At 56.6% G+C, this 14,140-nt stretch carries 11 protein-coding genes and 1 tRNA gene; 5 read left to right on the top strand and 7 right to left on the bottom strand.

Annotation, left to right across the window (positions count from 1 at the left end; all coding sequences use genetic code 11):
- The coding region (locus B2R17_RS28165) for a P-II family nitrogen regulator (protein ID WP_349676982.1) at window positions 1-162 on the top strand (162 nt) is incomplete at its 5' end.
- A 218-nt stretch (window positions 163-380) separates the two neighbouring features.
- Here B2R17_RS28165 and radC read toward each other — a convergent pair.
- Window positions 381-1,325, bottom strand: a complete 945-nt coding sequence (radC, locus tag B2R17_RS04470; RefSeq protein ID WP_286763024.1) for a RadC family protein — start codon at window positions 1,323-1,325, stop codon at window positions 381-383.
- A gap of 122 nt (window positions 1,326-1,447) precedes the next feature.
- Between radC and B2R17_RS04465 the strand changes: the two genes are divergently transcribed.
- Both B2R17_RS04465 and B2R17_RS04460 read left to right on the top strand, forming a co-directional pair.
- On the top strand, window positions 1,448-1,786 hold the full coding sequence (locus B2R17_RS04465; protein WP_099263477.1) for a histidine triad nucleotide-binding protein: 339 nt from the start codon (window positions 1,448-1,450) through the stop codon (window positions 1,784-1,786).
- A 589-nt stretch (window positions 1,787-2,375) separates the two neighbouring features.
- The gene (locus tag B2R17_RS04460; protein ID WP_286763023.1) at window positions 2,376-3,020 is read left to right on the top strand and encodes a hypothetical protein; all 645 of its coding nucleotides are present in this window, start codon (window positions 2,376-2,378) and stop codon (window positions 3,018-3,020) included.
- Here the strand turns inward: B2R17_RS04460 and B2R17_RS04455 are convergent.
- On the bottom strand, window positions 3,014-4,147 hold the full coding sequence (locus B2R17_RS04455) for a hypothetical protein (RefSeq protein WP_286763022.1): 1,134 nt from the start codon (window positions 4,145-4,147) through the stop codon (window positions 3,014-3,016). The two genes, B2R17_RS04460 and B2R17_RS04455, sit on opposite strands and share 7 nt — an antisense overlap.
- Window positions 4,148-4,522: 375 nt before the next feature.
- Between B2R17_RS04455 and B2R17_RS04450 the strand changes: the two genes are divergently transcribed.
- Window positions 4,523-4,595: transfer RNA gene (locus B2R17_RS04450), tRNA-Asn, on the top strand.
- 1,284 nt (window positions 4,596-5,879) lie between these two features.
- Here B2R17_RS04450 and B2R17_RS04445 read toward each other — a convergent pair.
- From B2R17_RS04445 to B2R17_RS04425, 5 genes are all read right to left on the bottom strand, one after another.
- Complete coding sequence (locus B2R17_RS04445; RefSeq protein WP_286763021.1) at window positions 5,880-6,188, bottom strand: helix-turn-helix domain-containing protein; 309 nt, start codon at window positions 6,186-6,188, stop codon at window positions 5,880-5,882.
- Window positions 6,185-6,346, bottom strand: coding sequence for a hypothetical protein (locus tag B2R17_RS04440; protein WP_286763020.1), 162 nt, complete (start codon window positions 6,344-6,346; stop codon window positions 6,185-6,187). The genes B2R17_RS04445 and B2R17_RS04440 overlap by 4 nt, the downstream gene beginning before the upstream one ends.
- A 410-nt stretch (window positions 6,347-6,756) precedes the next feature.
- A complete protein-coding gene (locus B2R17_RS04435) occupies window positions 6,757-8,052 on the bottom strand; it encodes a hypothetical protein (RefSeq protein ID WP_286763019.1) in 1,296 nt (431 codons plus the stop codon).
- 318 nt (window positions 8,053-8,370) lie between these two features.
- Complete coding sequence (locus B2R17_RS04430) at window positions 8,371-9,078, bottom strand: ParB/RepB/Spo0J family partition protein (protein WP_286763018.1); 708 nt, start codon at window positions 9,076-9,078, stop codon at window positions 8,371-8,373.
- The gene (locus B2R17_RS04425) at window positions 9,075-9,341 is read right to left on the bottom strand and encodes a helix-turn-helix domain-containing protein (RefSeq protein ID WP_286763017.1); all 267 of its coding nucleotides are present in this window, start codon (window positions 9,339-9,341) and stop codon (window positions 9,075-9,077) included. Before B2R17_RS04425 ends, B2R17_RS04430 begins: the two co-directional genes overlap by 4 nt.
- 315 nt (window positions 9,342-9,656) lie before the next feature.
- On the opposite strand from B2R17_RS04425, the gene B2R17_RS04420 reads away from it, so the two are divergent.
- Window positions 9,657-14,140: hypothetical protein (locus B2R17_RS04420; protein WP_286763016.1), on the top strand; the 4,484-nt coding region annotated here is incomplete at its 3' end.

The raw sequence follows: 14,140 nt of genomic DNA, 5'->3' as shown, positions 1-14,140 counted from the left end.
GGTGCGGAATATGTCGTGGACTTCCTGCCCAAGGTGAAAATCGAGATCGTTATGGAAGATTCGATGGTAGAACGCGCCGTCGAAGCCATCCAGCAGGCGGCCCAGACCGGCCGCATCGGCGACGGCAAGATCCTGGTCATGCCGGTCGCGTCGTTCATTTGAACCTGCCAGCCGTTCGCCATCTCGTCGTAACCCGCCGCGTTATTAAGCCGTTTAGGCGTTAGCCTCGGTTCCACCATCACAGAACCGGGCCTAACGGCCGTCGGCTAATTGATGCAGCGATCCGCTATCACCGTAGCTGGAATCGCCAGATTTCAGATCCCCGCTACGCCTTCGCAACCAGCCGCGTGAGCAAGGCCGCGCGCAGAGCCCCGCTACCATCAGCACTCCCGCAGGCTCAGGCATCGCTCCTTCGCGACAACAATATGGTCCAGCACTGAGATGCCGATCAGCTTGCCGGCCTCCGTCAGACGCTCCGTCACCGCATGATCTTCGCGGCTGGGCGTTGGGTCACCTGACGGATGGTTGTGCACCAACAACACCGCGGCGGCCGCGTCTCGGATCGCCGGCCGGAACACTTCGCGAGGATGCACCAGCGAACTGTCCAGCGTTCCCACGGTGATGCGATGCGTGCGAATCGGTTTGTGCTTGGTGTCCAGCGTCACGATGTGGAACTCTTCCTGCACCGCATCGCCAGCCAAGTAAGCGAACTTCTGTGCGCAGTACTCGGTCGCTTCCGTGGTGCTTGTGATTTTGACAATCTGCACCGGACGTTCGCGAGCCGCTTCGGTTGCTCGCCGGCCCAGTTCGATCCCGGCCATGATTTGGCAGTAACTGGCTTTCGTCACCGCTTTGGTGATGTGTCGCAATTCCGAAACGCTTTGTTCGCGAATCGCGTCCAGCTCCTCATCGAAGTGATTGGCCAGCTTTGTGCCTCCCGTCGTGGCCGATTCACCGACCACGCCGACGCGAATCAGGATCGCCAGCAGGTCGGCGTTGGACAGCGACGCCGCACCATCACGCAACAAACGTTCTCGCGGTCGTTCTTCTTCCGGTCGCTCTTTGACTTGGTCACCATGAATCTGATCTTGGATCCATCGGTCAATCAATTCGATCGGGTCACGCGAGGCCCATGTGTAGTGAAGCTCATCGTCGGAATGGGTGCGTTCCAACACTCCGGCTCGCACCACCGCATTGATGGTTCGAGTGACAAAGGCCGCTTGGGTTTCCTCCACCAATTCAGAGAGTTCGCTCTGGCGAAACTGAGAGTGGTAGGCCAGCGGGTAAAGGATGGCTTGCAAACGTTGACGTCGGGTTTCGCTCATCGGGCAGCTCTTCGTCCTCGAACATCTAGGAATTCGAACACAGTGAAGATAACCTAAATTCACTCCACACCTTTTGTTGGGCATCCATTTGACGCGCCCGCGACCTCCGTTTGTATCGCAACATGCCATCCATCTTTTCGAAAATCATCGCCAAAGAAATTCCGGCTGACATCGTCTACGAAGACGACCTGTGTCTGGCGTTTCGTGACATTGCCCCCAAGGCTCCCACGCACATTTTGGTCATCCCCAAACGCGAGATCGTGTCGCTCGCGGATTTGACGGACGAGGACCAGGAGGCCATGGGCCGCTGCGTCGTCGTCGCGTCCAAGGTCGCTGCAGACGAAGGTTTGGGCGACGGATATCGGTTGGTCGTCAACACGGGCTCTGACGGCGGCCAAGAAGTCCCGCACGTCCACTTTCACCTGCTCGGCGGCCGCAAAATGACCTGGCCACCAGGCTGAGTCCCGCCCCCGTACCCGCACGACAACACGCCAACGTAGCCGGATTCGCCAAGAATTCGGATCCTACCAAGATCCCAACCCGCCGCGTCAGCAAGGCCCAGCGTGAGCCTGTCGGGATCGCGGTCATCAGGATTCGCCGAACAAGAACCGGGCCTAACGGCCATCGGCTAATCAATGCAACGACCCGCTATCGTCATCACGTCATAACCCGCCGCGTCAGCAAGGCGTCTTCACCGCGCGACCAGAGTAGAACATTTGTCTCAAATGTTCCGTCGAGCCCCGCCTCCATCCATGCCCGGTTGTTCTCCCTTCACCACGCGATCCCAACGCAGAAGACTGACGCCTCCTTCATCCGTAGCCGGATTCGCCAAGAATTCGGACCGCACCAAAAACCCCACCCGCCGCGTCAGCAAGGCTACTCCCCGCCAACTTGACCCTTTTTCCAGCCACTTCTCAATTCTTCCCTCGCTCACATTCAATTTGGGTGGAGTTTGCCGGCTGAGGTGTCGATGACGAAACAAGACGATTCATTCAAGTCGAATGCGTCGTCCATTTGTCCTCCCACCTGTTCGAGACACGGATCGTCCCGATGAAATCCTCCTATGCTGTCGTGTTGACGCTGGTCTGTTTGCTGATGTCGACCGGATGTGTCGGTCCCATGTGGAACGCTTGCGGGCCCTGTGGTCCTGGGGTCGGCTGCGACAGCGGCGCCTGCGGTGACGCCTGCGGCGGTTGCGATTCCTGCGACGGATGCGGCGAACTGTACGTCGACCCGTGGATCAACGAACCCGCCGATTGCTACGACCCATGTGACTCGTGCGGCAACTACAACGGCCAATCTTGCGGCAAGTGCCGAGCCGTCTTCACCGGCATCAAGAGCATCTGGGGATACAAACGCGACGGCTGCGGAACCGCCTGTGACACCTGTGCTGGCGGCCGACCACTGTTCCCCGCCGCCGACCTGGGTGGCTGCGATGGCTGTGGCGGATGCGACTCGTGCTCGACCGGATGTGATTCGTGCTCCGGTGGCTGTGACTCTTGCTCCGGAGGATCGTATGGTCATTCGTCCGAGGGTGTGATCCTTCACGAAGGCGAAACGATCATCAGCGACAGCGGTCACGGGCAAACCTCGACCGTGGCGGCTCGCACCGCCCAGAACCGTCGCAACTCGCCGGCTCGCCAGATCTACCGCACGCGAACCGTCAACGGGCAACAACCCACGTTGGCCTACTGAGCGGAAGGTTGAAGCCATGACCCAACATGGCAAACCGGCCAGCCTCGATGGTTCACCTCGGCAATGACTTGTGCGTCCGCCCCGTTGGGCACGAACAGACAAACGTCGTTGGCATCGAGCGAATCCAAGTCAACATCGCCAAGTGACCGCCATTCTTTTTCCGCGGTCCAGTCCTGGTCGCGACCTTCGGCTTGATAGAGATAGCGTTCGTCCGCGGGCAAGTCATCTCGGACGGACGCTGGGCCGTAGACGACCGGTCGCACTCCAATGGCGGTCGCAGCCGAACGGCGAATCGCGATTCCAAACGGTTCGTAGTCCCACCGTGAGACGTGGGACCGAAACGTTCGCCGGCGCAGCAATTCTGGCAGCGGCACGGCGGACAGGCAAACCACGCGGTGTTCACTCTTGGACGTCGTCGCTCCCGCAATCAAACGACGCATCCGCACGATCCGTCGCAGCGAATCCAGCGTTTCTCGCGAAGCCGCTTCGTCGGACCCCAACAGCATCTCGTCGTAGTACTGAGGCCACGACTGGCCCGGCCAAGGCCCATCGCAACGACGCGTGCAGTGAACCAACCATTCGTCTTGTTCCAGCACGTTTGACTCACGCGACTTATCGGCGGCACTGGGTTGGCTTCGTTCTGTCTGACTGTCCAAGGTCGCATGACATGACCGTGGCAGGAACCTTCCCAACGCTCCGGCTTTCAACAATCTTTCGGCTGCCTTGGGATCATCCATGCCAACCCGCACTCCAAACGGATCGACTTCTAAGCGTCGCAAAACCGCTTGTTCGATCTTTCCGCCACGGCGAGAGTGCAACACATCGATGCGATCGGCCACCGCGACGACCCATTCATCTCGATCGATGGTCAATCGCGGTTTGCAATAAGAGGGCGTTGCTGGAGAGGACAACTGGCGAGCGGTCCAGCGAACCAGCGGCACGTCGAACGTTTTGGCGGCTTGAGCGACCCAGGGATCCGCCGCCGACTTCTCGACGGTTATCACGTGCATATGTCGCTCGCGAGCGTCCAGCATCGAAGCGGCCAGTTGCCGGGCCATTTCGCGATGCCGGATCGGGCTGTGTCCCAGCCGACTGGAGACCGGTGCCAGAACTGTTTGGGCGGGCAAACCGAGATCTCTGCAGAGAGAGTGGAATGACGCCGGCGTCAGTTGCCGAGCCAAATCCGGCATCAGATACTCAAGCCGCCGCCACCGCCTGCCAGCCCGTTTTTCAGCGTCCGGGGAGGTGCTGGAGCCACGTGAGTGATCTGGGTTGGATGGAGCGTCAGGACGCATGGCCGAGCCGTGGGATGCGGGAGCGAACCGTTGGGAGGGCAAGTTCGGGAGCGAACGTTTGGCCACGTTAGCAGTTTTTGGGGTCCGGATAGGCGGGCGGCGTCAAAACGAATCCCTTCGGAATGAAAATCCAGAGAAAACCCGCCTTGAATCGCCGCCGATCAGTAGCTAACATTCGCCCCACGACGAGTCGAAACCGGCTCGTGATCCCCTGTAGCTCAGTTGGTAGAGCAGGCGGCTGTTAACCGCCTTGTCACAGGTTCGAGTCCTGTCGGGGGAGCTGAGAGATCAGTCTCCAAGCATTCTGACCCCTCAAAGCCAAGTGTTTTGAGGGGTTTTTTCGTATTGGTGATACTCCCAGATTGCCCCAGATCGGCAGAGATGACACCGCCGGTGACACCGCCAGCCGCGATAGCTGAACCGGTTGTGATCGTCGCCCCAAGTTCCCAGTGATCCGGCGTCACTTGCAGGTAGCTCTTCTCGGCAACCTTCGCCGAGTGTCCCATCCACGAGTTCACCACGTGGTTGGGAAAGCGTTCTTCAAGTTCTGTGCGACGTGAGGCCCGAAGGTTCTGGAAAGTCTTCTCCCAGGGCGACAATCCAGCACGTTCAATGATTCGGTTCATCGTGGTGCCCAAGTTCGCATCGCGAACGTATCGCTCCAGGCAACGCACCTGCCCGGGGTAGGCATTGTCGAAGGCCGCTTCCAGTATCGGAGCCAGTTCAGGGAAGATCGGCACGAATCGCAATCCAGTCTTGGGGGAGTTGTTTCGGATCTTGTTTTGATCCCAGAGAACGTCTCCCCATTCGACGTTGAGTAGCTCACAAACTCGGAAGCCACCAAAACGAGCAAGGCCGAAGATCAGCCGCCAATCATGATCTGGGCAGGCATCCAGCACTGTTGCGGCAGCGTTGCGACCAACGAAGAAGTCTCGCTTTCGGTTCACTTCCTGTCCACCTTTGATTGCATCCATGGGGCTCTCGTCAATCAACCGAGCATCCACAGCATCGTCAAACATCGTCTTCGCTCGCTTGACGTGCTTCGATGCAGTCGATTCCGCCATCGTCCGAATCACGTTGCCGTCCTTGTCGATGCGCACCGGTTGCTGCATCAACCAGCGTTGCCAAGACTTCGCGTCAGCCTTAGTGATCGACTTCAGCAAACGATCCTCACCAAACATGCCAACCAGAAACCGCTTGGTGTGGCCGTACTTCTCGCGGGTTGCAACGCCCACGTCTGTTCTGCCTCTGATGTAGCGATCGCAGAATGCTGCCAAGAATCGATCAGAATCATCGTTTCGTTTCGGGGCGGCATCGACTAAGCCCCACCGTTCGATTGTTTCGCGAATGCGCCCTTCCAATCCGTTTGCCCACTTCGTCGCTTCGGCATCAGGCTGAACGTTCGCAGTCGTGGCACGCACCAGTTCTTCAATGTGTCGAGCAACCCCTTCGGCTGCCCTCTTGGACATCGAGCCCAGCCACAACGAACGCCGCTTCCCACCCTGGCGAAACTGTAACCTCCAACCAGTCCGGTTTCGATCTGTCTCTTTTCGAAGTGATGCCATTACGTCTTTTTGCCTTTTTTCGGTTTGGGTGGTTTGTACTTCAGATCAAGTTGCCCGCCGCTTGCGTGTGCCAGTGCTGCGAGACTGCCGAGTGATGGTTGGCGAGTGCCGTTCAAAAGATCGGTTACTGCGTTCGGTGATAGGCCTCCTGCCGCCTCGCCAATCTCACGACGTGTGCCGCTGAGGTGTGGCTTGATCTCGTCCAAAACGACAGAAAGATCGATCCCGAACTGAACCGGGTCGATCTGTACGCCACGCCCGCGAGTCGGAACCCGCTGGGCGTTCTTTTTGCTTGTCTTCTTTTTCATTCGTTGTGCCTTCGGTGGTCACTGGCGAGTTTCTCGGTGCCGCTGATCTTACCTGCTGCGGCACGAGCTTGACTCACCTGCTCAACCAATGAAGTGGTCTCGGCCAATTCGTTGGTAGTCATTGATTCAAAGACTGCTTTCAAAAGTTTTGCATCCATCGTTCATTCCGTTCTTGAAAGAGATACTGGCTCCGCACCGATGCGGGACACCAGGATGATACCGATATCCTCCCAAAGGTCCACCCATTAAAAAGGTGGTTTGTTCATTTCTTTTGCGTGTCCGATCTGATGCAACACACGCTTTCCTTTTATCGTTAATTGGCGATAAACGGAGGGGTCCACAATCAGCATGCCGTTTCCCATGTTCATCGGTTGGTTAGTCTCCGTCGGTATGTCCAGAGCATTCACCCCCAGCGACAAACACCCGTCACTGTCATTCCAGTGCTGAACTCGCATCAAACACTGTGTTTCGTGTGGTTTACGGCTCACTGCCGCTGATTGTGCGTCGTCCCGGGCTGTCGCGATGGCCGAGGCAGCTAACCATTCAATGCGTCTGGTTCTGTGATGGGTCATTTCACTCTCACCAATGGCTCGAATCCCAGTGTCTTAATTCCTGACTCGCGCACCCGCGTTGCGGCAAGTTCAACGTCAGATTCACGAACGATGATTCCATCGTGTAAGGGCAGGAACGGCAGTTCCCGCTCCATCAAGCCGGTATGGGCGGGACTCAGCACCTGTCCCTCCAGTCGCGTCAGAGTGCGACAAAGACCGCTTGCCCCACCATTGCGACGCAACCTCTGGATCAGTCGTGCCATCTCAGGAATCTCCTGCATCAAAGCGAGATAAAGCGGCCTCAGTGGCAACGGGTGATGATCAGCGTGGAACAGGCACTGAACCTGAGTTTGCTTCTTCAATTCCTGTTCGCTCTCAATGATCGTGAGGTCGATTCCCGGCAGGGATTGTGCCGATTCTTGCAATCGCTGGTAAAACTCACCCGATGTAACCCAATCGATGGCTTTGTTTCGATCTCGTCCAGTCCCAAGGCAGCCAGCCAGCAGTGTGTAGAACGAGCAACTAAGGTCTGCCTCGCCCACCAGATCATCATCAATCTTCAGGAGCCTGCGAATGGGCCGGGGGCAGGTTATGAGCGGGTGGTAGATCCGCCCATCGACGTAAAGCACCTTGTTCACGATTGCGTTTGCAGTGCGGTATTTCAGGTACTGCCGGCACCATTCTCGCTCACTGATTTGATGTCCTACGTCGGGTTCGCCCGGCAGATCGCCCAGGAAACTCCAGTCGGTAGGCAGTTCAGTTCGACGAATCACGTCATACAGGTGTCGAGACATTTCACGACGGCCAAAGTAATCAACCTTGTTGGTTCGCTCGTCGGGCTTCAGGTCGCACCATTGGTCCCACTTCACTGCTCGCTTGTGCAGGAACTTGCTACTGACATTAGTTGAAGAAGAGAGGCACGAGAGAGGGAAACGGGGAGAGGGGTATATATCTAATGACTGGTTTTGAAGCAGCGTTTCACCAGACTGTGCATCGGGCCGGAAGCCATCGATCCCGGCAAACGCATGCACCGCGGTCTGAGATCGCTTCGTTGCAGATCTAACTGTTCGAACGAACGGACACGATTCGAGAAACAGCCTGAGCTTCTTCGATGCTTGCCCACCACATGTGTACTGAAACCGGTCCTTGTTAATGGAGAACCTGCCAGTCCGCAGGTAAGCTTTGCAGCACAACGCTACTTCGCTCTTTACCTGCTGGTTCTTGCATTGGTTGTTGTCCATCCACTCGGCAATCTGCGTCGGGATACGCTGTTCACGATCTGGCCCATCTGGACTCAGTACTGTCGTCTTCATTTGCTGCTCGTTTCTTGGTTTGAATCCCAAGAACGCGGCAGCCTGCCATTGCCTTGTGGCTTTGGCGATGCAACAATGAACAAGTCTCACCTTGTCTGTTGCCTCTGCTGGCTGCACGATCTTGGGCCGTCTTCGGTTGTCCGCCGGAGCGGCCTTTTTTTACGCCTTGATCCTTCACTGAAACATTTCTCGCAAATTTGCGAACTCTTGCCCGCCACCCGCCAGGGGTAAAAATAGACAAATTTGTCTATTTACTCCAAAACAAGAACCCACTGTGACCTCGCCCCAGGCATCCGATCGAACCAGCGAGGCTTCTTCTTATGCCTTGCTCCAGCGATCGAGAATGTCCCAAACATATGACATCCCTTTGTCCAGGCTCTCATAGTCCGAAGGCTGTGCGAGATCTCTATAGTCGTCAGCACTTCGCCTCGCAGCCTCAAGCAGATTCTTCGCCTTGCGAACGTGCCACTTGCCATCTTTGGCAGGCCGTTCGGGAACTCTGTCTCCAGCACGCTCTTTGATTTCTTGGGATGCTTTGTGGAGCGTCATCTCGCCATTGCGAACAGCGTCAATCACGTCCTGGTTGCCGCTGCTCCTGATTGAGCGAGCGGTGGTCACGCTGCGAGGCGACACGTTCAACAGGCTTGCTGCTTCGGCGGTTGTATTTTCAAGTGGCAAATTTGCCTCTTGATCTCCGTGACGACTGCCGCCATGGCCGTATGATGCTGCATTTGCCGCAACAAATGCCCGCTGCCCAGTCGTCAGATGCCGGCGATGCAGGTTAGTGCTCAGCACGTAGGCAACTGGGTCGGGGTGTAATTCCTCATCAAGCGTGATGTACGGGGCAACCAAGCCAAGCACTTTGCATGCTTTGTCACGGTGCCTGCCATCGAGAATCATGTCGTCATAAAGGACGATTGGCTCGATTAGCCCATTGGTTCTGATGTCCTCAGTGAGCTGCTGAAACTCATCAGGAGTCATGTCCGGCATGATCTCAGCTGCAGGATGGATTGGGTAATCGCTCATCGCAACGCCTCCATCACCTGCTGCGGACAGTATCGACGTGATCTGCCGATTGTTGTCGATGGGATAATTTCTTCTCTCCGCATCTTGTCCAAGTGTGGCTCAGAGATCGATAGCAAACGAGCCATCTCAGCTGACTTGACGAACAACGGTAAGGCGGGTTGGCGAGATGGAATCGAGTCAGCAATCGTCTGCTGAATCATATCGATCAATCGCGCGTAGTCCTCCTCAGTGAAGACGATGAAGTTTGGGGTGTTGGTTGCCATGGTTGATCCGATGATTGAAGTGGTGTTGGTGCGTGGTTCTCATCTAATCTCTCCAGAGGGAAGGAAACGGTTCGAGCGAGAGCCAAGTGTATAGGCAGGCAAGCAAGAGACAAAGTGTTACGCCTTGGTTTTGTCGCAAGTTTCTTCGGGCAGAAATGACTCAAGAAACAGCCAGGTAAACTGCGGATTCTTTCACCAACTTTCCAGCACCTTTACACCCGCATTTACCGATCATTCATGGGTGAATCTTGTGTCCTGTGCAACAATGGTGCTGAACGGAATATTTATCGCACCGGCCCAATAGATGGTGGACATATGCCTGACGCGAATCGACGACTGAAAGAAATCGGCAGCAAGAAACGCAAGCCAGCAGATGAACCCAAGCCTGGAACGCCTGAGTACTACCGCGAGCGTGACAAGATCACGCAGCAGGAGTTGATCGAAGCCCTGCAATTCATCGCCAAGCCTGCAGGTAAGCCAGTCACTACGCTGAACGAACGCGAGACTATCAGTGCCAGTGATCTCCCTCCCCAGGGTGACTGGCGATCAAAGGCAGAGTATGTCAACGATCCGTCTGCGATTGACGATGCGATTGAGCGGCACCAGCTCAAGCAACAGGTTGTCAGGGGCAAGCATCGCCGTGGCGAACCAGACTACGACACGACTGACGCAATCACCCTGGATGAACTGCGTGCTGAACTCGAACGGATGAATCGGCAGGACGTTCAGCAAGTCCGCCGCGATGAGATTCGCACCGAAGTCGACGAGGCAATGAACAACCCTGACACACCTTGGCGTCGGAACCCTTACTTCAAAAAGGGCTGGGCTGGTGGTGCAAGTGCTGCCAGTACGATCATCGGTGCCGGGGCGACTGTTGGTGAAGGCGTTGCCAATCTGGTTGGTGCTGACGAAACCGCTGATTCAATCCGTGGCTTCTCAGATGACATGAACCGCTACAGCGATGCCGTCAACCAAGTCACCGAGGAGAGCTTCAAAGACACAGCCATTCCTGATTGGATCGAGCGGGCCGGGCAATCGGCCTTGAACACCGCACCTCTGATGATGGCGACTGGTGGTGCTGGTGGTGCCAGGGCAATGATCGGAGTAACTGGGCTGGAATCCTACGACAATGCCATGACTGAAGGCAAAGACTTTGGCTTAGACGAGGAAGGCCAACGTGCCCATGCAGCAAAGATGTCTGCTGTTGAAGTCGGTGTCACGAGCATTTTTCAGCGATTCGCCCCGGGGATGGAGAAGCTGTTCACAAAGGGCGGCACAGAGCCGTTCAAGAAAGGGTTCAAGGCAGCGGTTAAGCAAACAACTATCGCTACCGGGCAAGAACTCCCCGAAGAATTGCTGGTTGAGTTGCTCCAGTCTTCGATTCGTGCCAGCAATGTTGATCCGACTGCAATGGACAGTGATCAGATCGCCCAGACTGCTTTCGATACCACGGCTGCGACTATTGCCACGATGGGGTTTGGTGGTGCTATTCAGTATCCGGCGAGAAGGCTTGCAAGTCAGCAAAATGCGTCAGCGGATGATCGTGCACGGACTGTCCCTGCAAGTCCCCAACCACTGCAACGGCAGCCACAGCAAACGGACGTCGACGAGGTCAATCAGCGTATCAATCGCACATTGGAGTTATCCGATGAACAGCGACAACAGATCGTCACTGACGTGGCTGATGAAGTTGGCCCCGATGCAACCGAAGAAGCTGTCTCCGAGGGCGTGAACCGACTTGGTTACTTCCCCGAAATGCTCCCAGTTGCTGACACGCTTCAGCAGCGTCAGGCAGCCCCAGAATCTCCATCGCCAGAACAGGCGTCAACAGAGGCTCAGTCACCGCAAACCCCTGAAACGCTGTCACAAGAGCCACGGCAGGCCATTGGCGGCAACACGCAGCCAAGCGTTGACGAGGAGCAGGTTTCGAGCCGCTACCGTCAACTTGTTTCTGAGTTTGATGAGAGTCCGATCAGTACGCCAACCGGTGCCAAGATCGCTGCTGAGCTGGCTGAGATCGAAGACGCTCACCCTGAGTTGGTTGAGCGTCTTGAAATTGAACTGGAAGATGGGGATGCCGTGTCGAGATATGATGAGGCAGAGGGTGCGGTGAAACACAGTACCCTTACACAGAGGGGCATACAGCAACAAACATCCGACACTGAATCTGGCACCACTGAAACAGCCGAGCAACCGGCACCCGAACCACGCACCGCTGCTATCCGGCAGATCGAGCAACTAGCCACCGAACACGAGACTGAAGCCCAGCGAGGCGGTGACACGCCTGAACCTGTTGCTTTCACCGAAGGCATCAAGGCCCAGTCGATCCGCAACTACGTTCAACGTGTCGAAAGCGGTGTTGATCCAGTGGAAGCGGTTGAACTTGGCAAGTCTGAAGCTCGTGAAGCGATTGCCAGACACAACGCCCGTCGTCCAAACGATGAGAGTTGGCAGCGTTGGCATGGTGCCGCAAATGAAGCAATCAAAACGGCTCACCAGACTTTACAGCGAGCGGGATCAGCACCAGCAACGAGTCAGCCCACAACCCAAGCGTCGACGCCCGCACCTGCCAGCCCGCAAGCCACCGGATCTGTCAGCACAACGGCAACGGGCAACATCGACTCACCTCAGCAGGCCGAGGCGCCAGCCGAACCATTGTCCAAGCGTCTGAAGCAAATTGGCTCCAAGCGTCCCGGTGTCACTGCCGATTCCGCACCGAGCCAGCCTGTTCAACCCAAAAGGCTGAAGCGAATCGGCGAGAAGATCACTGCCCAGCCCGATCCATCCCAAGAATTTGAACCATCGACTGCCGAGCAGCCAAAGCTCAAACAGATCGGCCAACGCATCCAGCAACCGACACTCAGCGACGAACAGGCCATCGAGCAGGCAACCGAGGCAGTCAGCGAACCAGCCGATACCCGCGACGGTGAGCGTGCTCTGATGCGTGACGTTGCCGCGATCGCTGACCAATCGGACTTCACACCAAATGAACTCTGGCGTCAGGTTTACGCAGAGGCATCGCCCACGGACATCGAAGCTGAACTGGCAACCGAACCCGAGCCAGCCGACTCTATTGAGCCATCCACGCCAAGAACCAAACGCAAGCCATCCTTGAAGACGCACAAAGGAATCGGCAAGGCATACGCAGACGGACATATCACTGGCGAGCAGGCAATTCAGGCACTCGACGCGATCGAATCAAAGCCAGCGACGAGCAGCCCGGCACCGGAACAGCAACCAACCGATACCAGTGGTGACGCAGCCCCGGGGCCACGGATCAAAAAACAGATCGGTGCCAAACGGAAGAAGCCAACTGGTGAGGATCGTTCCGTTGTCCCGCTCGTGTCAGCGAACCAGTCCGCCAAGATCAAACGCAACGGATTCACCGAGCGAGCTGCAACGAAACAGGGCGGCAAACTGATCAGGCGGCTGCAGCGTGACATCGACACTGGTGAGCGACGGGTTGGGGCACGTTCAATCGTAGACTTCATGCTTGATGGGTTCGCGTCGTCAATCTTCGTGACGAAATCTCAAACAACCGGCAAGCACCCGGCGTTGTTCCGACACTCTGGCGCCGTCGTGTTCTCTCGCAGTGGATCATGGCAAATCAACTTGCACGAAGGCGGACACGCGATGGACTTAATGCTGCGTGATCGGTTCCCTGCGTGGTTTGAGGCAATGGAGCCCGAGCTACGTGCATTCGTGAAAGAGGGCCGCTCCGAAGACGGTAGCCGTGCCGCTGAGTTTGCCAGTTCGATGGAACCAGAAGAAGCGATTGCTGAAATCGTCCGGCTCTACATCGTCGATGAGTCCCAAGTGCCGCCCACGCTGCTGCGTTCGTTCAAGCGTCTCGTCGAAGCTGCCTCACCAGAAGCGATGGCAACGCTGGACGACACCAAGCTAGCCTACGAGATCCACGCTGGCCGTAGTCTCCAGGATCGCCGCGTTGCTGACAGGAATGACAAGCCCAAAAGCCAAGAAGCCAGCCAAGGTGCGATTGATACGGCTTGGACGATGCTCACCCATGTCGTGGGTAAGTCACCGATCCTCCACCGACTACGGCGCCGGGTGTATCAACAGGTTGCTGGTGAATCATCTTCCGCCCAGTTTGATCCAACCGGCGTTGTTGGTTCCGTCGCAGGTTGGGCCGATCGTGCTCACCGTCGCCGCCAAAAGATCGCTGATGAAGTGCTTGCCTCGCTGGATGAAGGCACGAGCAACATTGAAACCGCGTACCAGAACCAGCTTCGTCGCCAAGCTGTCAAAATGCGTGCCATTGGTGGGAGCGTTCAGAACGAAGGCGTCCGGCTGTACCTCCACGGGGACGGGTTCAACGCTCTTGCAATTGATCCTCAAACCAACCAAGAGTTGCTTGATCAGTTGGAGGCCGCTGGTTTTTTGCTGCCAGAGACATTGGCAAAGCATGGTGAAGGCCAGCAGTTCCACGACAAGAGCTATGCCCAAATCAAAGCGATGATCCCTGACTCTGAGTGGCAGGACTTTCAGCAAGCGTTTCTGGATCGTGCCGCGATCGAACGACATCGCAAGGCTGGCCATCATATGCCGGGAATCTACGAGGGCCTGTCAATAGATGAGATCCAAGCTGAGAACGATCAGGCGTTTGAGTCAAACCCCAAGTGGAACGACGTTGCCGACGAGATCCAGCAGTTCATGGATCAACTTCTCTTGATCAGCGTTGTCAGCGGCAATCTCACCGTGGATGATGCGATCAAGATCAAAACCAAGTGGGAGCACTACGCCCCGCTTCAACGCCAGATGGACGACGTTGAGGGCATCGG

The organism is Rhodopirellula sp. UBA1907 (assembly GCF_002337565.1).
GTDB classification, from domain to species: domain Bacteria; phylum Planctomycetota; class Planctomycetia; order Pirellulales; family Pirellulaceae; genus Rhodopirellula; species Rhodopirellula europaea.
The sequence above is the reverse complement of the archived record's forward strand: the minus strand, read 5'-3'. Positions and strand labels throughout refer to the sequence as shown.

What these genes read in the sequence shown, in the direction of transcription:
- radC (WP_286763024.1), bottom strand. Translation starts at nt 1,325, where the DNA reads ATGAGCGAAACCCGACGTCAACGTTTGCAAGCCATCCTTTACCCGCTG.
- B2R17_RS04460 (WP_286763023.1), top strand. Translation starts at nt 2,376, where the DNA reads ATGAAATCCTCCTATGCTGTCGTGTTGACGCTGGTCTGTTTGCTGATG.
- B2R17_RS04440 (WP_286763020.1), bottom strand. Translation starts at nt 6,346, where the DNA reads ATGGATGCAAAACTTTTGAAAGCAGTCTTTGAATCAATGACTACCAAC.
- B2R17_RS04430 (WP_286763018.1), bottom strand. Translation starts at nt 9,078, where the DNA reads ATGAGCGATTACCCAATCCATCCTGCAGCTGAGATCATGCCGGACATG.
- B2R17_RS04465 (WP_099263477.1), top strand. Translation starts at nt 1,448, where the DNA reads ATGCCATCCATCTTTTCGAAAATCATCGCCAAAGAAATTCCGGCTGAC.
- B2R17_RS04435 (WP_286763019.1), bottom strand. Translation starts at nt 8,052, where the DNA reads ATGAAGACGACAGTACTGAGTCCAGATGGGCCAGATCGTGAACAGCGT.
- B2R17_RS04425 (WP_286763017.1), bottom strand. Translation starts at nt 9,341, where the DNA reads ATGGCAACCAACACCCCAAACTTCATCGTCTTCACTGAGGAGGACTAC.
- B2R17_RS04445 (WP_286763021.1), bottom strand. Translation starts at nt 6,188, where the DNA reads ATGAAAAAGAAGACAAGCAAAAAGAACGCCCAGCGGGTTCCGACTCGC.